Origin of the sequence: Methylobacterium symbioticum (assembly GCF_902141845.1) — a bacterium.
Taxonomy (GTDB): Bacteria; Pseudomonadota; Alphaproteobacteria; order Rhizobiales; family Beijerinckiaceae; genus Methylobacterium; species Methylobacterium symbioticum.
In genome coordinates this window covers 1-17,934 of the sequence record NZ_CABFPH010000045.1, presented here as the reverse complement: position 1 = coordinate 17,934, position 17,934 = coordinate 1, and the positions used below count along the sequence as shown (strand labels likewise).

Genomic DNA, 17,934 nt, shown 5'->3' with positions numbered 1-17,934 from the left:
AAGCCCGTTCCGGCACCGCGGCAGCGCGATCTGCACGGTCCGCGCCTATGAAAAAAGGCTGATCCAAAGAGATTGATCCTTGACACCGGCGCGCTCCTGGGATAGGGTTCAGGCATTCTCCAAAAATATGTCGAGAGGCAGCGATGCCCTGGCCGACCCCGCACAATGCGGAGCTGCGCGCCGAGGCGGAGCGCCGCCTGCGCGAGACCGCCGAGCCGATGTCCGCCATCGCGGACGCGCTCGGCATCCCGCGCGGCACGCTCGCGGGCTGGAACGCCCGGGCCGGCTGGCGCAAGCCGCGCCCCTCGAAGCTGAGCGCCGCCAACTGGCCGCTCGGCCGGCGCGAGGCGATCGCCCGGCTCTATTACGAGCCGCGCAACCACCCGCAGGACCTGGTCGACGCGCTCGGCATCGGCCGCAACTCGGCCGGCGCCTTCTTCAAGGCGATCGGCCTGACGCTCCGGCGCGCGAGCCCGACCGTGGCCGGGCCACCTGCGCCCCTCGACGCGGCGGGCGCCACCGACGGGCCGAGCCTGCGCGCGGCCCTGCGCAGCCACATCGCCCGGCAGATCGCCGGGTTCGATGCGGCCCTGCAGGGCACCGGCGCAGCGGTGGTCGATTCGGCCCGGGTCCTGCGCGACCTCGGCGGCCTGAAGAAGCTTCTGGACGAACTCGGCGCGGCGGAGGCATGCGATGGGGGCGGAGGGAGCACGGACAACCCCGACGAGCTGCCCGTCCTGCGCGCGGAGATCGCGCGCCGCCTTGGCCTCACCCCGCCTGGCGGAGACCCTGGCGCTGCTGCCGCCGGACCGGACCCGGGCGCTCGCCCGTGACTGGCTGATCGCCGCCCGGCCCGACCAGCTGCCGCCCTGTTGCCTGACCGACTGGACGACCTGGGCGGTGATCGGCGGGCGCGGCTGCGGCAAGACGCGCACCGGCGCGGAATGGGTCGACGCGCTCGCCCGCGGCGACCCGGCCTTCACGCCCGAGCCCGTCGCGCGCATCGCCCTCGTCGGCGAGACCTTCGCGGACGTGCGCGACGTGATGATCGAAGGTCCCTCGGGGCTCCTCGGCATTCCCGAGCGCGGCCGGCGCCCGGCCTGGAGCCCGAGCCGGCGCCGGCTCACCTGGCCGAACGGCGCGGTGGCGCAGGCCTTCTCGGCGGAGGAGCCCGACGCGCTGCGCGGCCCGCAATTCGGCGCGGCCTGGTGCGACGAGCTCGCGAAATGGCGCCACCCCGAGGCCGCCTTCGACATGCTGCAATTCGGCCTGCGGCTGGGCGCGCATCCGCGCAACCTCGTCACCACGACACCGCGGCCGATCCCGCTGCTGCGGCGCCTGCTCGCCGATCCGCGCACGGCGGTGAGCCGGGCCCGCACCGCGGACAATGCCGCGCATCTCGCGCCCACCTTCCTGGAGGCGGTGGTCGGCCGCTACGCGGGCACCCGGCTCGGGCGGCAGGAACTCGACGGCGAGCTGATCGAGGACCGGGCCGACGCCCTCTGGAGCCGCGCGATCCTCGAGGCCGCCCGCGTCGCGGCCCCGCCGGACGCCCTCGGCCGGATCGTGGTGGCGGTCGATCCGCCGGCGGGCTCGGGCGCCCGCTCGGATACCTGCGGCATCGTCGCGGCGGCCCGCGCGGGCGGCCATGCCTACATCCTGGCCGATGCGAGCCTGCCCCGGGCCACCCCCGAGGCCTGGGCCGGCACGGCGCTCGCCCTCTATCACCGCCTCGCGGCCGATGCGCTCGTGGTCGAGGTGAACCAGGGCGGCGAGATGGCCGCCGCGGTGCTGCGCCAGTGCGATCCCGCCGTGCCGGTGACCTCCGTGCGCGCCACCCGCGGCAAGTACCTGCGGGCCGAGCCGGTCTCGCTGCTCTACGCGCGCGGCTGTGTCCACCATGTCGGCGCCTTTCCGGCCCTGGAGGACGAGCTGTGCGATTTCGGCCCCGAGGGCCTGAGCGGCGGTGGCTCTCCGGACCGGCTCGACGCGCTGGTCTGGGCGGTGACGGCGCTGCTCCTGGAGGAGGGCGGTGAGCCACGCATCCGGAAATTGTGAAGGCGCAACGGGGCGTCCCATTGTCGCACGAGGCCGAATTCCTGAGGAGAATAGCACTAAAGAACAACAACCTTCGGTTGTAAATATGCGAAACTACAATTATGCGCGCTGACGTTACCGTGATGTCGATCGCGTTCTACCGAGCGCAAGATCCGATTAATCTTTCTGCGGCAAGCGAAGACACCTTTCGCATCCCTGATCGACGGAAACGCCCATGCCTCTGCTCCGCGGCGATGATGCTCGTGCCAAGCTGGACGCCCTCGACCGGTCGCAGGCCGTCATCGAGTTCGCGCCCGACGGCACCGTCCTGACCGCCAACGGCAACTTCCTCGCGACGGTGGGCTATGCCCTGCAGGAGGTGCGGGGGCAGCACCACGGCCTCTTCGTTCCGCCGGCCGAGCGCGACAGCGCGACGTACCGCACCTTCTGGGAGGGCCTGCGCGAGGGCCGATTCCAGACCGGCGCGTTCAAGCGGATCGCCAAGGGCGGGCGCGAGGTCTGGATCCAGGCGAGCTACAACCCGGTGCTCGACCGCGGAGGCCGGGTGGTCAAGATCATCAAGTTCGCCACCGACATCACCGCGCAGACGGTGCGCAGCCTCAACCTCGACGGCCAGATCGCCGCCCTCCACCGGTCCCAGGCGGTCATCGCCTTCGCCCCGGACGGCACGATCCTGGACGCCAACGCGAATTTCCTCGCCACGATGGGCTACACGCTGGAGGAGATCAGAGGCCGCCACCACGGCCTGTTCATGGATCCGTCCGAGCGGGCGGGCGACGCCTACCGCGACTTCTGGGCGGCGCTCGCCCGCGGTGAGTACCAGTCGGCCGAGTTCCGCCGCATCGCCAAGGACGGAAGCGAGATCTTCATCCAGGGCACCTACAACCCGGTCACCGACGCCGACGGACGTGTCACGCAGGTGGTGAAGTTCGCCACCGACGTCACCGAGCAGGTGCACGAGCGCCGCCGGCGCGCCGAGGCGCAGCGGGCGATCGGCACGGATCTCGACGCGATCGGCTCGGCGATCGCGGACGTCACCGAGCAGACGACGACGGCCGTCGGCACGGTCGGCCGGGTGGCGAGCGACATCCAGACCATGGCGGCCGGAGCGGAGGAGGTCTCCGCCTCAGTCGGCGAGATCAGCCAGCAGGTCAGCCATGCCGCGCAGATGGCGCGGGCGGCCGTCGAGCAGACGCAGCGCACCGGCGAGATCGTCGCCGGCCTGAGCGCGCACGCGACCCAGATCGGCGACGTGGTGGCGATGATCCAGAGCATCGCGGGCCAGACCAACCTGCTGGCGCTCAACGCCACGATCGAGGCGGCGCGGGCCGGGGTCGCGGGCAAGGGCTTCGCGGTGGTGGCCGCCGAGGTGAAGGCGCTGGCCGAGCAGACGGCCAAGGCGACGGACCAGATCCGCGGCCAGATCTCCACGACGCAGGCGGCCACCCGGGAAGCCGTGGACGCGATCGGCGCGATCCAGGGCACGATCCGGGCGCTGGACGAGGCGGCGGCCGCCATCGCCGCGGCCGTGGAGGAGCAGTCGGCCACGACCCGCGAGATGTCGGGCAGCCTGCAGATGGCCTCCTGCGGGGCGGCGAGCCTCGCGACCGGCATGGAGACGATCGCTGCGGCGAGCGGGCGCGTCGACGCGGCCGCGCGGCAGTTGCGGGAGGCCGCGCGGGCCGTGGGCTGAGCGGATCGCCCAGGCTATCGCCGTCACCGTCGTCGCCCCCGCTGCAAGACTCTCCTCGCACGGGCGGAGACGCCGGATGGGCTGCGGGATCGCGTGGGGCGGCGCCGTCCCGCACCGCCCCGTGTGAGAACCGGGCGAGCCGGGCTCAGCGGCTGCCGCCGCCGCCGCTGCCCTGCGGGGCGACGCGGCTCGGCTGGCCGGCATTGCCGGCGGCGGCCGAGTCGTTCGAGATCACGTCGGCCGGCTGGCCGGTCGGCGAGTAGCTGTAGGCCCCCGGCTCGCCGGTGGCGCCGCCCTGGCGGGTGAGGACGCCGCCGGTGGTGGCGGGGCCCGGCCCCGGCGCCACGACGACGGCCGGGCCGGACGGGGTCTCGACCACCTGGGCGAGGGCGGGCGTGACGAGAGAGGCGGCAACGGCCGCCAGCAGAAGCGTGCGCATTCGAAGATTGTCCTGTGCGTGGCAAGGACGGAGGACAACGGTCTTCCGTCCGCGACGTGGACGAAGAACATCGATCGCGCACAAAAGATCCGTCCGGCCGAACGGCTTCGTTTCACGGGTCTGAGATCGCGGCCCCGGGCCTCCCTCCATCGTCCCCGACGCGGCGGACGGCGCGCCGCCGCGCGACACGCGCGCCCCGCCCGCACGACCCGGATCCCGACCCTCAGCGAGGACGCATACCATGCCGACCCTGCTCACCCGGCTGGCGCGGGCCGCCGGCTACGTGCCCGCGCACGCCGCCCTGTCGGAGAAGGCGTTCCCGGGATCGGTCCTCTCCGGACCCGGCTTCGTCCTCGGCGGCGAGGGCCGCGCCGCCTGGACGCCGCGGAAGGCCACGGCGCTCGCCCGGGCGGGCTACGCGCGCAACGCCGTGGTCCACCGCGCCGTGCGCCTCGTGGCCGAGACCGCGGCGAGCATGCCCCTGGTGCCGGAGGGCGCGGGCGCCGGGGCGCTCGCCGCGCTCCTCGCCCGGCCGAACCCGCGCGAGGGCGGCACGCGGCTCCTCGAGACGGTCTACGCCCAGCTCATGCTGAGCGGGAACGCCTATCTGGAGGCGGTGAGCCTGGACGGGACGCCCCGCGAAGTGTTCGCGCTGCGCCCCGAGCGGATGCGGGTGGTGCCGGGGCCCGACGGCTGGCCGGTCGCCTATCTCTACGGCGTCGGGGACCGGGCGCGCCGCTACGAGCAGGTGGGCGCCGTGCCGCCGATCCTGCACCTCGCCCTGTTCCATCCGGAGGACGACACGCGCGGCCTCGCCCCGATCGAGGCGGCGGCGACCGCCCTCGACATCCACAACGCGGCGGGCGCCTGGAACAAGGCGCTGCTCGACAACGCGGCCCGCCCCTCCGGCGCCCTGGTCTTCGGCGGCCACGCCGCCTTGAGCGAGGCGCAGTTCGTCCGGCTCAAGGGCGAGCTCGATGCGAACTATCAGGGCGCCGCCAATGCCGGCCGGCCGCTGCTGCTCGAAGGCGGGCTCGACTGGAAGCCGCTGGCGCTCTCGCCGAAGGAGATGGACTTCGTCGAGGCCAAGCACGCCGCCGCCCGCGAGATCGCCCTCGCCTTCGGCGTGCCCCCGCTCCTGCTCGGTCTGCCGGGCGACAGCACCCACGCCAACTACGCCGAGGCCAACCGCGCCTTCTACCGGCAGACCCTGATCCCCCTGGTGCGGCGCACGGCGGAGAGCCTCGCGCACTGGCTCGCGCCGGGCCTCGGCGCGGTGCGGCTGGAGCCGGACCTTGACCGGATCGAGGCCCTCGCCGCCGAGCGGGAATCCCTGTGGCGACGCGTCCAGGCCGCCGACTTCCTGAGCGAGGCCGAGAAGCGCGCGGCGGTCGGCTACGGCCCGGCGGCCTGAGGAGGACGCGATGGACGGCCATTTCACCGGCTATGCCAGCCTGTTCGGCCAGCCCGATCTCGGTCGCGACGTGGTCCGGCCCGGGGCCTTCGCGGCGAGCCTGCGGGCGCGCGGACCGGCCGGCGTGCGCATGCTGTTCCAGCACGATCCGGCCGAGCCGGTCGGCATCTGGCTCGACCTGCGCGAGGACGCGCGCGGCCTCCGCGTGGAGGGCCGGCTCAACCTCGCGGTGCAGCGCGCCCGCGAGCTCGACGCGCTGATCCGCCAGGGCGCCCTCGACGGGCTCTCGATCGGCTTCCGCACCCTCGGCGCCACGCCCGACCGCGCCGGCTTCCGCCACCTGACCGCGGTCGATCTTTGGGAGATCTCGCTGGTCTCCTTCCCCCTTCAGCCGGGCGCGCGCGTCGCCGCGCCGCTCGGCCCCAGGCTGCGCGAGCTTGCCCGGCGGATCGCGCCCGCCGCCCTCGGAGACTAGGACGCATGCAACCGGACATCGCCTACGAGACCAAGGCCCAAGAGACGAAGGCCCAAGAGACGAAGGCCTACGAGACAAAGGCCTGCGAGACCAAGGCCAGCGAGACCAAGGCCAGCGGGATCCCCGCCTACGAGACCAAGGCCGGCCTGACCGGCGGATCGCCCGACGCCGATGCCCGCGCCGCGCTCGACACCTTCGCCCGCGCCTTCGAGGCCTTCAAGGCCACGAACGATTCCCGCCTCGGCCAGATCGAGAGCCGGCTTGGCCCCGATGTCCTCACCGAGGAGAAGCTCGCCCGAATCGACGCGGCCCTCGACCAGGCCCGCAGCCGGCTCGACCGGATCAGCCTCGACCGGGCGCGGCCCCCGCTGCTCGGCGGACCGGCTCCCCGCGACGCCGCCGCCGACGAGCACAAGGCAGCCTTCGACCTCTACGTCCGGGCCGGCGAGAGCGGCGGCCTCAAAGGTCTGGAGGCCAAGGCCATGCAGGCGGGCTCGGGGCCCGATGGCGGCTATCTCGTGCCGGAGACGATCGAGCGCGAGGTGCTGCGCCGGCTCTCCGACCTCTCGCCGATCCGGGCCATCGCCGGCCAGCGCACCATCTCGGGCGGCCAGTACAAGCGGGCGGTCGCCACCGGGGCGCCGGCGGCGGGCTGGGTGGCCGAGACGGCGCCGCGGCCCGAGACCGACGGCCCGGCGCTTGCCGAGATCGCCTTCCCGGCCATGGAGCTCTACGCCATGCCGGCGGCGACCCAGACGCTCCTCGACGACGCCGTGGTCGACATCGACGCCTGGCTCGCCGACGAGGTCGAGACCGCCTTCGCCGAGCAGGAGGGCGTCGCCTTCGTCACCGGCAACGGGGTGAGCCGGCCGAAGGGCTTCCTCGCCTACGACACGGTGACCAACGGCTCCTGGACGCCCGGCAAGATCGGCTTCGTCGCCACGGGCGCGTCCGGCGCCTTCGCCTCCACGAACCCGGCCGACGCGCTGATCGACCTCGTCTACGCGCTGCAGGGCGGCTATCGCCAGAATGCCGGTTTCGTGATGAACCGGCGCACGCAGAGCGCGATCCGCAAGCTGAAGGACGGCGACGGCAACTACCTCTGGCAGCCGCCGATTGCGGCCGACCGGCCGGCCACCCTGATGGGCTTCCCCCTGACCGAGGCCGAGGCGATGCCGGACATCGCGGCGGGCAGCCTGTCGGTGGCCTTCGGCGACTTCCGCCGCGGCTATCTCGTGGTCGACCGGGCGGGCCTGCGCGTGCTGCGCGACCCCTACTCCGCCAAGCCCTACGTGCTGTTCTACACGACGAAGCGCGTCGGCGGCGGGGTGCAGGACTTCGCGGCGATCAAGCTCCTGAAGTTCGCCTGATCCGTGTCCTGACGCGCTCTCCGTCGCCGAGCCGATAGGCCCCTCGGCCCGAGAGCGCTCGGATCCTGCGCCGCTCAGTGCGGGCGGCGCCGGACCAGATGGCGCCCGATCTCCAGGAGCAGGGCGTCGATCAGCAGGCGCAGCAGCGGCCGGCCGCTGCGGTCGATCGCCTCGCGGGCGGCGATGCAATGGTCGGCGGCCACCTCCAGCACGTCGGGCTCGGCCCAGCCGGGATCGTGCGAGCTCTCGGAGAGGTGACGGTGGGTGGTGTCGATATAGGTGCCGTGGCCGTGGCGGCCCTCGCCCGGCCGCGGCAGGCGGCCCTGGTTGAGCACCCAGCGCACGGCGCCGTCCTCGCCGCGGATGCGGAACTCGGCCGTGAAGGGGCCGCCCTCCTCGCGGACGCGCAGGATGCGGTCGAACACCCAGGACCGGTCCTCGGGATGGATGCGGCCGAGCGCGATATCGAGGCTGAGCGGCTTGCCGGCGAGCCCGGCATCGCCCGCCATGGCCGCGGCGGCGCCGTCGTCGAGCACGGAGCGGCCGGCCAGCACGTCGGTCGTCCACGTGCCGATGACGCCGGCCGCCTCCAGCGGAAGGGGAAAGGACCGGCGTGTCATGCGCTCGTCGACTTGGAGGGCTGCGCGGCACGATGCGGAGCCGGTTCAGACACCGGACCGGGATAGTCTGGTATCGATAGCAATACTACCAGTTGCAGTCCAACCGCACCATGACCGGCAAGCTGCGCCGTGTCGACCAGAGTCCAGGCGGGCGCAGAGTCCGCGGCACCATGCCGCGCGGGTCTCAGCGGCTGCGCGGCGGGCGGGCCATCCAGCCGCTGCGGCCGCCCGGGCTCACCACGGCGGCATCGATCTGCGACATCTCGGCCGCCCGCGAGGCGATCCAGCCGGCATGCTCCGCCACGGGCGTGACGGCGGTGAAGCCGCCGCAGGCGGTCCGTCGCTTCGTGTTCTGCTGGAGTGCCCCGCTCGACCAGCTGACGACGCCGACGATGCGGTAGCCGCCCGGGCCGCCGCTCAGGATCGGGCCACCGGAATCGCCGAGGCAGGCGCCCGCCCCCGCCGTCTCGGCGAAGCGGCGCCGGTCTGTCACCACCGTGACGCGGTTGGCGACCTGCAGCGAGCCGATCGAGACGAGATGGGCCTGGCGCAGGGTGCGGGCCGTGTTGCGCCGGTTCTCGGCGACGACGCCGAAGCCCGCGATGTCGACCGCGTCGCCCGTGCCGATCGAGCCGGCGCCGCGCGGATCGAGGGGCGCGAAGTCGGCACCGAGCGGCTGGGCGAGCTTGATCAGGGCGAGGTCGACCCCCGGCTGATCCTCCGGCGTGGTGCCGGGCACGAATTCGGGATGCATCGAGACCGCCGCCGCCCCGACGCGCCGGGAGCGGAAGCCGCGGTCGACGGCGATCACGTTGTAGCCGGCCCGGTGCATGACGCAGTGGGCGGCGGTGAGCACGAGGTCGGGCGCGATGAGGGTGCCCGAGCAGATCTCGCCCTGGGTGCTCTCGATGCGCACCACGAAGGTCCGGGTGCCGTTCGGATCCCGCGCGACTTCACCCTGGATCACCGCCCCGGCCGAGGCCGGGATGAGACCGACGAGGGCGCCGAGCGCGGTCGCGCGGAGGATTCTGGCGAGCATCGAGCGTTCCCTGCTGTCGGATTCCGAGCCTAGCCCAAGGCAAACCCCCGGCCAAGCTGCGGTTCCCTGCGGACCTGGGCGATCGGTCTGAAAGCGTGTCGAAGGCCGATGCAGATCTCGGGCGAGAACGCCGACCTCTATCCACTGGCCTCGTCCGAAGGTGCCGCGCCGGCGGCCTCGACGGAGGCCTCCGGTCCTCACGGCGCCCCTCTGGAGGGCTCCTTCGAGGCTTCCGCCGCGGTTCGGCGCCTCAGGATGAGGTCGCGATCTGGGACAGCCGGCCACGCACCGGGGCCGACGCCGCTCAGCCCTCCCAGCGCGCCGCCCGGCCCCAGCCCGCGAGCGTCCGGTCGAGCCAGTCGCGCTGCGGGCCGACGAGGATGCCCTGGGTGAGACCGCCGCAGGCGCCGCCGATCCAGGCGGTGACGGCGACGACGGCGCCGCCGGCCCCCGTCACCGGGCCGCCGGAATCGCCCTGACAGCCGCCGGCCTTGCCTGAGGCGGCGCGCAGCCAGACCAGGATCCGGCTCGGCCCGTGGGGCTCGACCACGGCGAGCGCCGCGCTGCGGAAGCTGCCGGTGGAGCGCGGATCGCCCGGACGGGCGGCGCCATAGCCGCCGAGGTCGAGGCTCGCCCCCGCCCGCGGCAGGGCCGGGCTCAGGGCGGCCGGGGCGAAGCGGGCCGGCAGCGGCGTCGCGGTGCGCAGGAGCGCGAGGTCGATGGAGCGCCGCCGCCCGGCGATCGCCCCCGCATCGTAGCCCGGATGCACGGCACGGGCGGCAAGCGGCACCAGCACCGGCTGGCCGCCCTCGTCCTTGTAGTGGACCCGGTGCTCCAGGCCGCCCGCGGCGCAGTGCCCGGCGGTGAGGACCACGTCGGGTGCGAGCACGATGCCGCTGCACATGCCGCCGTTCGAGGACAGCACCATCACCGCGGAACCCGGCGGCGCCTCGGCGCCCCCGACCACGGCGCCCGCCGGGGCCGGCGCCTGCGCGAGGCACAGACCGAGAAGCGCGGCGGCGCGGGGCAGACGCCTCGGAAGACGCATCGAAACAGCCTTGGCTCGAACCGGGAGGGGTACGGACGATGGTCCCGATACGCGTGGCGGAGAGCGGCGTCGAGCCGGTGAGCGTGGCGGAGCTGCGCCTGTATCTGCGCCTCGATCCCGACGACCACAGCGAGGATGGGCTGCTCGCCGACCTCGTCGCGGCGGCCCGCGCCGGGATCGAGGCGGAGAGCCGGCGTATCCTGCGGCCCGCGACCTTCCGGCTGATCCTGGCCGCCTGGCCGTGGGGCTGGCTCGCCGTGCCCCTGAGCCCGCTCGTCGCCGTCACGCGGCTCGCTCTGTCGGGACCCGGCGGCGCGACGCCCCTCGATCCCGGCCTCGTGCACCTCGGCGACGACCCGATCGAGGCGCCGGGCCTCGCGATCGACCCCGCGGCCCCGGCCCTCGACGGCCGCAGCGTCCTGATCGAGCTGAGCGCCGGCTATGGCGGCGACGGGCCGGCCCTGCCCCCGCCCCTGCGGCTCGCCGTGCTGCGACTCGCCGCCGCCCGCTACGAGCACCGCGGCGACGAGCCCGACCCGCCCGATCCGGCCGCCCTCGCCGCACCCTTCCGCCGCCTCAGGCTCTGACCGGAGACCACCATGGCCGACCTCGCACGTCCCGCGCTCGGCGCGCGGCGGCGCCGCTTCGTGCTGGAGATGCCCGTCGAGGAGCCGGACGGCTTCGGCGGCGTGCTCCGGCGCTACGTCGCAGGCCCCGTGCTCTGGGGCGCGATCCGCCCGGCGGGCGCGGTCGAGCGCCTCGCCGGCGGCCGGAGCGACCGCGTCGCCACCCACCGCATCACCCTGCGTGCCCGGCCGGGCCTGACGCCCGCCATGCGGCTCGCCGCGGGGCCGCGCCGCTTCGCCATCCGCGGCGTGGACGAGGCGGATCCGCAGGGCCGCGACCTCGTCTGCCACGTGGAGGAGCTGGTCGAGGCGCCGGCGGGAGCCGGCCTGTGAGCGCCTCCGCCCTGTTGGCCCTCCGCGCCGCCCTGATCGACCGGTTCGCGGACGACCCGGCCCTGGCGGCCCTGATGGGCGGCGCGGTGCGCCTGCACGACGAGCCGCCGCGCGGGGCGGTGCCGGTCTACGCCCTGTTCGGCGAGGCCGCGTCCCGCGACGATTCCGTCGACGGGGCGCGGCGCGCCATCCTCGGCCAGGCGCTGATCGTGATCGCCAAGCCCGGCTCGGCCCGCAGCGCCCTCGACGCGGCGGCGCGGATGGCCGCGCTCGCCGAGGACGGCCTGGCGCTCGCCGGCCACACCCTGGTGAGCCTCGTCGCCGAGAGCCTGAGCGCCAGCCGCGACGCGCGCAGCGGCGAGGCCCGCGCGATCCTCAGCCTGCGGGGTGTCGCCGAGACGCCCTGACGCCGTCCCGCAAACCATCTTCCACGGAGACATCGATGAGTGCCCAGAAAGGCAAGGACCTTCTCATCCGGGCCGGGGACGGCGCGGGCGGCTTCACCGCGGTGGCGGGCCTGCGAGCCCGCCAGCTCGCGCTCAACGCCGAGACCGTCGACGTGACGAACGCGGATTCCGCCGGGCGCTGGCGGGAGCTGCTTGCGGGGGCGGGGGTGCGCCGCGCCGCCATCTCGGGCGCGGGCGTGTTCCGGGACCAAGCCTCGGACCTGCGCCTGCGCCAACTCTTCTTCGAGGGGTTGATCGAGACCTTCCAGGTGGTGGTGCCGGCCTTCGGCACGATCGAGGGGCCGTTCCAGATCACCGCGCTCGAATATCGCGGCGACCATGCCGGCGAGGTCACCTTCGAGATGAGCCTCGATTCCGCCGGGGCCCTCGCCTTCACGGCCCTCGCCTGATGGCGAACCGCCGCCGCGGCGAGGTGCCGCTCGATCTCGGGGGGCAGCGCTACACCCTCTGCCTGACGCTCGGCGCCCTGGCCGAGCTGGAGGACGCCCTCCGGGCGCCCGACCTCGCCGGCCTCGCCGAGCGTTTCGCCGCGGGGCGGCTCTCCGCCCGCGACCTGGTCGCCCTGCTCGGCGCCGCCTTGCGGGGCGGCGGGCACGACCTCGACGACCGCGCGGTGGCGGAGCTGCCGCTGGCTGGCGGCTTCGCGGCGATGACGGAGGCGCTCGGCGCCGCCCTCGTCGCGGCCTTCGGGGAAGACGGCTCCCGCCCTTGAGCGCCGCGGGCGGGCATGAGGGCGCCCTCCCGCGGCCATCGGCTCAAGCGGTCGCCCTGCCCTGGGACGACCTTCTCGCCCTCTGTCTCGGCCGCCTCCGCTGGCCGCCCGCCACCTTCTGGGCGGCCACGCCCCGCGAGGTGGCCGCCGCCCTCGGGCGGGCGCCCGCGCCGATGTCCCGCGCCGAGCTCGACCGGCTGATCGCCGCCCATCCCGACTGACGGAGCCTCCCCATGGCCGAGACCGACACGGACCGCGCCAACGCCGCCCGGATCCGGCAGCTCCAGACCCTCGACCGGCTCGCCCAGAGCTTCGGCCGCAGCCTGTCCGCGGCGCTTGCCGGCAGCCTCGGCTCCGGGCGCCAGCTCGACGGGCTGCTCGGCTCCCTCGGCAACCGCCTCGCCGTGGCCACGGCGCGGGCGGCCCTGAGCCCCGTGCGCAGCGGCATCACCAGCCTCGTCAACGGGCTGCTCAGCGGGGACGCCGCCTTCGCGCGGGGCGGCGTGATCCAGTCCGGCCGCGTCCGCCCCTTCGCCGCGGGCGGGATCGTCTCGGCCCCCACCTATTTCCCGATGCGGGACGGCGCCGGCCTGATGGGCGAGGCTGGCCCCGAAGCGATCCTGCCGCTCCGCCGCGGCCCGGACGGCCGCCTCGGCGTCGCGGCGGGCGCCGCCGCCCGGCCGGTCTCCGTCAACGTCACCATCGCGACCCCCGACCCCGGCGCCTTCCGCCGCTCCGAGGCGCAGGTCGCGGCCCAGCTCGCCCGCGCGGTGGCCCGCGGCCAGCGGGCGCTGTGAGAGCAAGAAGCGACGATCTGCGACGCGCCAAGCGCGACCGCGCCCTGGCGCCGGACGGGAAGGCTCCGCGGAGCCTTCACACCGAGGAGAAAGGACCTCCCGATGGCCGCCGACTTCCACGAGGTGCTGTTTCCGCTCGACGTCGCCCTGCGCGGCAGCGGCGGGCCGGTGCGGCTCACCGAGATCGTGACCCTGGCCTCGGGCCGCGAGCACCGCAACAGCCGCTGGGCGGATTCGCGGCGCCGCTACGATGCCGGCTTCGGCATCCGCAGCCTCGACGCGCTCCACGCGGTGCTGAGCTTCTTCGAGGAGCGGCGCGGGCGCCTCTACGGCTTCCGCTACCGGGACCGGGTGGATTGCCGCTCCGGTCCGCCCAGCCGGCCGATCGACCCGGGAGACCAGATCCTCGGCACCGGCGACGGGCGAAGCAGCGTCTTCGCGCTCGCCAAGACCTATGGCGCGGGCCCGAGCGCCTACCGCCGGACCATCGCCAAGCCGGTGGCCGGCAGCGTGCGGGTGGCGGTGGCGGGCCGGGAGCTGAGCCCGGGCGACTTCAGCTGCGACCCGGCCACCGGCCTCGTCACCGTCGCGGGCGGCGCGGTGCCGGCCCCGGGCGCCGTCGTGAGCGCGGGCTTCGCCTTCGACGTGCCGGTCCGTTTCGACACCGACGACCTCACCGTGAACCTCGAGGCCTTCACCGCCGGCGAGATCCCGAAGGTGCCCCTCGTCGAGATCGTGCCCTGAGGCTCCCGGGAGACCCCCATGCGCGACATCCCCGACGCCTTCGCCGCCCATCTCGCCGGCGGCGTCACCACGCTCTGCCGCTGCTGGGCGCTGACCCGCCGCGACGGCCTGCGCCTCGGCTTCACCGACCACGACCGCGACCTCGTCCTCGGCGGCCTGACCTACGCCGCCCGCACCGGGCTCGAGGCGGCGGAGGCGAGCGCGGAGCTGGGCTTCGCCGTCTCCGGCGGGGACGTGGCCGGCGCGCTGACCGGCCTCGGGCTCACCGAGGTGGAGATCGCGGGCGGCCTCTACGACGGCGCGAGCGTCGAGACCTGGCTCGTCGACTGGACCGCACCGGAGACGCGCCTCCTCCTCGACCTCGCCACGCTCGGCGAGATCCGCCGCACGGGCGACGCCTTCGTGGCGGAGCTGCGCGGCCTCGCCGACCGGCTGGAGGCGGAGCGCGGCCGGACCTACCGCGCCACCTGCGGCGCCGATCTCGGCGATGCGCGCTGCCGCGTCGACCTCGCGGGCTTCCGCGCCACCGGCACGGTGCTGGCGGAGCCGGAGCCCGGCACGCTCGCCGTCGCCCTCGACGGGAGCTTTCCCGAAGGCCTGTTCTCGGGCGGGCGCCTCGCCTGGACCGGGGGCGCCAATGCCGGCCGGACCACCGACCTGCGGGTCCAGGCCGGCGGCCTGATCGAGCTGTGGGAGGCGCCCCCGGCCGCGATCGCCCCGGGCGACGCCTTCACCCTCAGCGCCGGCTGCGACAAGCGCCTCGCCACCTGCCGCGACCGCTTCGCCAACGCGGTCAACTTCCAGGGCTTCCCGCACATGCCGGGCAACGACTTCGTGGTGCGGCCGCCCGGGGGCGAGACCGGCCTCGACGGCGGCAGCCTGTTCCGCTGACGGAGCGCGCGATGAGACTCACCGGAGACGCGGTCGTCGCCGAGGCGCGGGCCTGGCTCGGCACGCCCTACCGGCACCAGGCCTCCTTGATCGGAATCGGCTGCGACTGCCTCGGTCTGGTGCGCGGCGTCTGGCGCGGGCTGCACGGCGAGGAGCCCGAGGCGGCGCCGCCCTATTCGGGCACCTGGGCGGAATCGGCCCCGCCCGGCCGCGACCCGCTGATGGAAGCGGCCCGCCGCCATCTCGTGCCGGTGGACGGGCCGCTCGCAACCTACGCGGCCGAGCCCGGGGACGTGCTGCTCTTCGCCTTCCGCGCCCACCTCCCGGCCCGGCACTGCGCCATCGCCACCGAGGCGGGCGCGATGATCCACGCCCATGACCGCGCCGCCGTCGCCGAGGTCGCCCTCACCGGGTGGTGGCGGCGCCACCTCGTCGGCGCCTTCCGCTTTCCCGGCCTCGTTCCAGGAGATCCGCCATGGCGACGCTGATCCTGTCCACGGCCGGCGCGGCGGCGGGTACCGCGCTCGGCGGCCCGATCGGGGGGGCGATCGGGCGCGTGGTCGGCGCCGCGGCCGGCGGCGCCATCGACGGGGCGCTGCTCGGTTCGCGCGCCGGCCCGCGCCATGTCGAGGGGCCGCGCCTCGCCGACGTCGCCGGCCTCACCTCCACCGAGGGCGATCCGGTGCCGCGCGTCTACGGGCGGGCGAGACTCGGCGGCACCCTGATCTGGGCGACGCGTCCGCTCGAGGTCGCCAACACCACGGTCGAGCGTGCCGGCCGCGGCGCCAAGGGCGGGGGCGGCCAGCGCGTCGTGCGCACGGCCTACGCCTATTTCGGCAACCTCGCGGTCGGCCTGTGCGAGGGCGAGATCGCCTGCCTGCGCCGGATCTGGGCCGATGGCCGCGAGATCGACCAGACCCGGATCACGCTCCGTGTCCATACCGGCACGCCGGATCAGGCGCCCGACCCGCTCATCGTCGCCAAGGAGGGCGCGGAGAACGCCCCCGCATATCGCGGCCTCGCCTATGTGGTGTTCGAGGGCCTGCCGCTCGCCGAGTTCGGCAACCGCGTGCCGCAATTCGCCTTCGAGGTGATCCGTCCGGTCAACGGCCTCGCCCCGCTCGTGCGAGCGGTGGACCTGATCCCGGGCTCCAGCGAGTTCGCCCTCGACCCCGCCTCCGTCAGCGTCGATCTCGGCCTCGGGCGGAGCCGGCCCGCCAACCGCTTCCAGCTCCGGCGCGAGGCCGACGTCACCGCCTCCCTCGACGCGCTCCAGGCCCTGTGCCCGCGCTTGCGGCGCGTGGCCGTGGTGGTGTCGTGGTTCGGGACCGACCTGCGCGCCGGCCGGTGCCGGGTGGTGCCCAGGGTCGAGGCGGCGGCCAAGGCGACGACCGGCGACGTCTGGCAGGTGGCCGGCCTGGGCCGGGCGGAGGCGGAGTGCGTCTCCAGCACCGCGGACGGTGCCCCGGCCTATGGCGGCACGCCCTCCGATGCCGGGCTCGGGCGCCTCGTCGCCGACCTCGCCCGGCGCGGGCTGGAGGTGGTGCTCTACCCCTTCGTGATGATGGACATCCCCGCCGGCAACGGCCTGCCGGACCCGCGCGACGCGAGCGCCTCCGGCCAGCCGCCCTATCCCTGGCGCGGGCGCATCACCTGCGATCCCGCCCCCGGCCGGCCGGGCAGCCCGGACGGCACCGACGCGGCCGAGGCCCAGGTCGAGGCCTTCTTCGCGAACGGCTACCGGCACGCGGTGCTGCATTATGCGGGCCTCGCCGCGGGCTGGGCCGAGACCGGCATCCGCCTGTCCGGCTTCCTGATCGGCAGCGAGCTCGTCGGTCTGACCCGGGTGCGCGGCGCGGCCGGCTACCCCGCGGTCGCGGCGCTGCGGGCGCTCGCGGCCGAGGTGCGGGCGATCCTCGGGCCGGGCGTGCCCCTCGTCTACGCCGCCGACTGGACGGAGTATGGCGCCCATGTGCGCGAGGATGGGGCCAGCCTGCGCTTCCCCCTCGACCCGCTCTTCGCCGATCCGAACATCGCGGCGGTCGGCATTGACTACTACCCGCCGCTCACCGACTGGCGCGACGCCCCGGTCCATGCCGACCTCGCCCGGGCCGACACCCTCTACGACCGCGGCTTCCTGAAGGCGGCCTGCGCCTCGGGCGAGGCCTTCGACTGGTATTATCCGGACGAGAGTGCGCGCGCGGCGCAAGGCCGCCGGCCGATCAGCGACGGCGCCTTCGGCAAGCCCTGGATCTACCGGGCGAAGGATCTCGTCGCCTGGTGGTCGAACCGCCATGTCGAGCGGGAGGGCGGGGTCGAGACCGGGCCGACCGCGTGGCTGCCCGGGGCCAAGCCGATCTGGCTCACGGAAGTCGGCGTGCCCGCCGTCGACAAGGGCACAAACGGCCCGAACGTCTTTCCCGACCCGAAATCCTCCGAGAACGCCGTCCCGCCCTTCTCGCGCGGGAGCCGCGACGACCTCATCCAGCTGCGCGGCCTGGAGGCGATCCTGTCGCGGTTCGATCCGGACAGCCCCGGCTTCGACCCCGCCCACAACCCGCTCTCGCCGGTCTATGGCGGACGCATGGTCGATCCCGCCTCGGTCTTCGTCTGGGCCTGGGACGCGCGGCCCTTCCCCGCCTTCCCGGATCTCGGATCGGTCTGGGCCGATGCCGGCAACTGGCAGGTGGGGCACTGGATCACCGGGCGCATCGAGGGCTGCGACCTCGACCTGCTGGTGGCGCGCATCCTCGCCGATCTCGGCGTGGACGCCACCGTGCGGATCGAGGCTGCCGCCTTCCTCGACGGCTACGTGATCGATCGCCCGCTCTCGGCGCGCGCCGCCCTGGAGCCTCTCGCTCAGGTCTACGGCCTCGACGTCTCGGCCGTGGCGGGGGTGCTCCGCATCCGCGGGCCCCGCCGCGAGACGGCCCTGGCGCTCGCCGAGGGCGACCTCGTGCGCGTCGCCGAGGACAGGCCGCCGCTGGCGCAGGTGCGGGCGGAGGAGAGCGCCCTGCCGCGCAGCCTCGAACTCGGGCTTACCGATTCCGAGAGCCCGGCCTATCGCCGCGCCAGCGCCGCGGCCGCGCGTCCGGCGGGCGGACGCCGCCGCGAGAGCCGGATCGAGGCGGCGATCGTCACCCGGCGCGCGAGCGCGGAGGCCCTGGCCGAGGCCGTGCTGGACCGCGCCATCGCCGCCCGCGACACC

21 protein-coding genes are annotated in these 17,934 nt (G+C 74.8%); 17 read left to right on the top strand and 4 right to left on the bottom strand.

Annotated features, from left to right (window positions below; translation table 11 throughout):
- Positions 1-143 precede the first annotated feature (143 nt).
- The 3 genes from MET9862_RS30110 (at position 144) to MET9862_RS15915 (ending at position 3,751) form a co-directional block, all read left to right on the top strand.
- A complete protein-coding gene (locus MET9862_RS30110; RefSeq protein WP_244612739.1) occupies positions 144-833 on the top strand; it encodes a hypothetical protein in 690 nt (229 codons plus the stop codon).
- A complete protein-coding gene (locus MET9862_RS15920) occupies positions 790-2,058 on the top strand; it encodes a DNA-packaging protein (RefSeq protein WP_438616620.1) in 1,269 nt (422 codons plus the stop codon). The genes MET9862_RS30110 and MET9862_RS15920 overlap by 44 nt, the downstream gene beginning before the upstream one ends.
- A 214-nt stretch (positions 2,059-2,272) precedes the next feature.
- Positions 2,273-3,751 carry a methyl-accepting chemotaxis protein gene (locus tag MET9862_RS15915; RefSeq protein ID WP_142583890.1) on the top strand — a complete coding sequence of 493 codons (1,479 nt, stop codon included), beginning with the start codon at positions 2,273-2,275 and terminating at the stop codon, positions 3,749-3,751.
- 145 nt (positions 3,752-3,896) lie between these two features.
- Here MET9862_RS15915 and MET9862_RS15910 read toward each other — a convergent pair whose 3' ends face one another.
- The gene (locus MET9862_RS15910) at positions 3,897-4,190 is read right to left on the bottom strand and encodes a hypothetical protein (RefSeq protein WP_142583889.1); all 294 of its coding nucleotides are present in this window, start codon (positions 4,188-4,190) and stop codon (positions 3,897-3,899) included.
- 241 nt (positions 4,191-4,431) lie between these two features.
- On the opposite strand from MET9862_RS15910, the gene MET9862_RS15905 reads away from it, so the two are divergent.
- Genes MET9862_RS15905 through MET9862_RS15895 form a run of 3 tightly spaced genes read left to right on the top strand, consistent with a single transcriptional unit; the run spans position 4,432 to position 7,449 of the window.
- The gene (locus MET9862_RS15905; RefSeq protein WP_142583888.1) at positions 4,432-5,604 is read left to right on the top strand and encodes a phage portal protein; all 1,173 of its coding nucleotides are present in this window, start codon (positions 4,432-4,434) and stop codon (positions 5,602-5,604) included.
- Positions 5,605-5,614: 10 nt separating this feature from the next.
- Complete coding sequence (locus MET9862_RS15900) at positions 5,615-6,079, top strand: HK97 family phage prohead protease (RefSeq protein WP_142583887.1); 465 nt, start codon at positions 5,615-5,617, stop codon at positions 6,077-6,079.
- Positions 6,080-6,084: 5 nt separating this feature from the next.
- On the top strand, positions 6,085-7,449 hold the full coding sequence (locus MET9862_RS15895; RefSeq protein WP_142583886.1) for a phage major capsid protein: 1,365 nt from the start codon (positions 6,085-6,087) through the stop codon (positions 7,447-7,449).
- 74 nt (positions 7,450-7,523) lie between these two features.
- Here MET9862_RS15895 and MET9862_RS15890 read toward each other — a convergent pair whose 3' ends face one another.
- From MET9862_RS15890 to MET9862_RS15880, 3 genes are all read right to left on the bottom strand, one after another.
- A complete protein-coding gene (locus MET9862_RS15890) occupies positions 7,524-8,069 on the bottom strand; it encodes a PAS domain-containing protein (protein WP_142583885.1) in 546 nt (181 codons plus the stop codon).
- A 184-nt stretch (positions 8,070-8,253) separates the two neighbouring features.
- A complete protein-coding gene (locus MET9862_RS15885) occupies positions 8,254-9,108 on the bottom strand; it encodes a S1 family peptidase (protein WP_142583884.1) in 855 nt (284 codons plus the stop codon).
- Between the two features lie 304 nt (positions 9,109-9,412).
- A complete protein-coding gene (locus MET9862_RS15880; RefSeq protein ID WP_142583883.1) occupies positions 9,413-10,156 on the bottom strand; it encodes a S1 family peptidase in 744 nt (247 codons plus the stop codon).
- Between the two features lie 38 nt (positions 10,157-10,194).
- Between MET9862_RS15880 and MET9862_RS15875 the strand changes: the two genes are divergently transcribed.
- The 11 genes from MET9862_RS15875 to MET9862_RS15825 all read left to right on the top strand — a co-directional run.
- The gene (locus tag MET9862_RS15875; RefSeq protein ID WP_142583882.1) at positions 10,195-10,743 is read left to right on the top strand and encodes a head-tail connector protein; all 549 of its coding nucleotides are present in this window, start codon (positions 10,195-10,197) and stop codon (positions 10,741-10,743) included.
- 12 nt (positions 10,744-10,755) lie between these two features.
- Positions 10,756-11,115 (top strand): head-tail adaptor protein, encoded by a 360-nt coding sequence (locus MET9862_RS15870; RefSeq protein ID WP_142583881.1) that lies wholly within the window; start codon positions 10,756-10,758, stop codon positions 11,113-11,115.
- Positions 11,112-11,522, top strand: a complete 411-nt coding sequence (gene gp17, locus MET9862_RS15865; protein WP_142583880.1) for a tail completion protein gp17 — start codon at positions 11,112-11,114, stop codon at positions 11,520-11,522. The genes MET9862_RS15870 and gp17 overlap by 4 nt, the downstream gene beginning before the upstream one ends.
- 35 nt (positions 11,523-11,557) lie before the next feature.
- Positions 11,558-11,971, top strand: a complete 414-nt coding sequence (locus MET9862_RS15860) for a phage major tail protein, TP901-1 family (protein ID WP_142583879.1) — start codon at positions 11,558-11,560, stop codon at positions 11,969-11,971.
- Positions 11,971-12,294 carry a gene transfer agent family protein gene (locus tag MET9862_RS15855; RefSeq protein ID WP_142583878.1) on the top strand — a complete coding sequence of 108 codons (324 nt, stop codon included), beginning with the start codon at positions 11,971-11,973 and terminating at the stop codon, positions 12,292-12,294. Before MET9862_RS15860 ends, MET9862_RS15855 begins: the two co-directional genes overlap by 1 nt.
- The gene (locus MET9862_RS15850; RefSeq protein WP_210248109.1) at positions 12,291-12,515 is read left to right on the top strand and encodes a phage tail assembly chaperone; all 225 of its coding nucleotides are present in this window, start codon (positions 12,291-12,293) and stop codon (positions 12,513-12,515) included. Before MET9862_RS15855 ends, MET9862_RS15850 begins: the two co-directional genes overlap by 4 nt.
- Positions 12,516-12,527: 12 nt before the next feature.
- A complete protein-coding gene (locus MET9862_RS15845; RefSeq protein ID WP_142583877.1) occupies positions 12,528-13,091 on the top strand; it encodes a phage tail tape measure protein in 564 nt (187 codons plus the stop codon).
- 102 nt (positions 13,092-13,193) lie between these two features.
- Positions 13,194-13,835 carry a DUF2460 domain-containing protein gene (locus tag MET9862_RS15840; protein WP_142583876.1) on the top strand — a complete coding sequence of 214 codons (642 nt, stop codon included), beginning with the start codon at positions 13,194-13,196 and terminating at the stop codon, positions 13,833-13,835.
- An 18-nt stretch (positions 13,836-13,853) separates the two neighbouring features.
- Positions 13,854-14,726 (top strand): phage/gene transfer agent baseplate hub protein, encoded by an 873-nt coding sequence (locus MET9862_RS15835; protein WP_142583875.1) that lies wholly within the window; start codon positions 13,854-13,856, stop codon positions 14,724-14,726.
- Between the two features lie 11 nt (positions 14,727-14,737).
- Complete coding sequence (locus MET9862_RS15830; protein WP_142583874.1) at positions 14,738-15,214, top strand: NlpC/P60 family protein; 477 nt, start codon at positions 14,738-14,740, stop codon at positions 15,212-15,214.
- Positions 15,202-17,934 (top strand): baseplate multidomain protein megatron (locus MET9862_RS15825; RefSeq protein WP_142583873.1); only part of this gene is annotated, 2,733 nt, incomplete at its 3' end. The genes MET9862_RS15830 and MET9862_RS15825, both read left to right, overlap by 13 nt.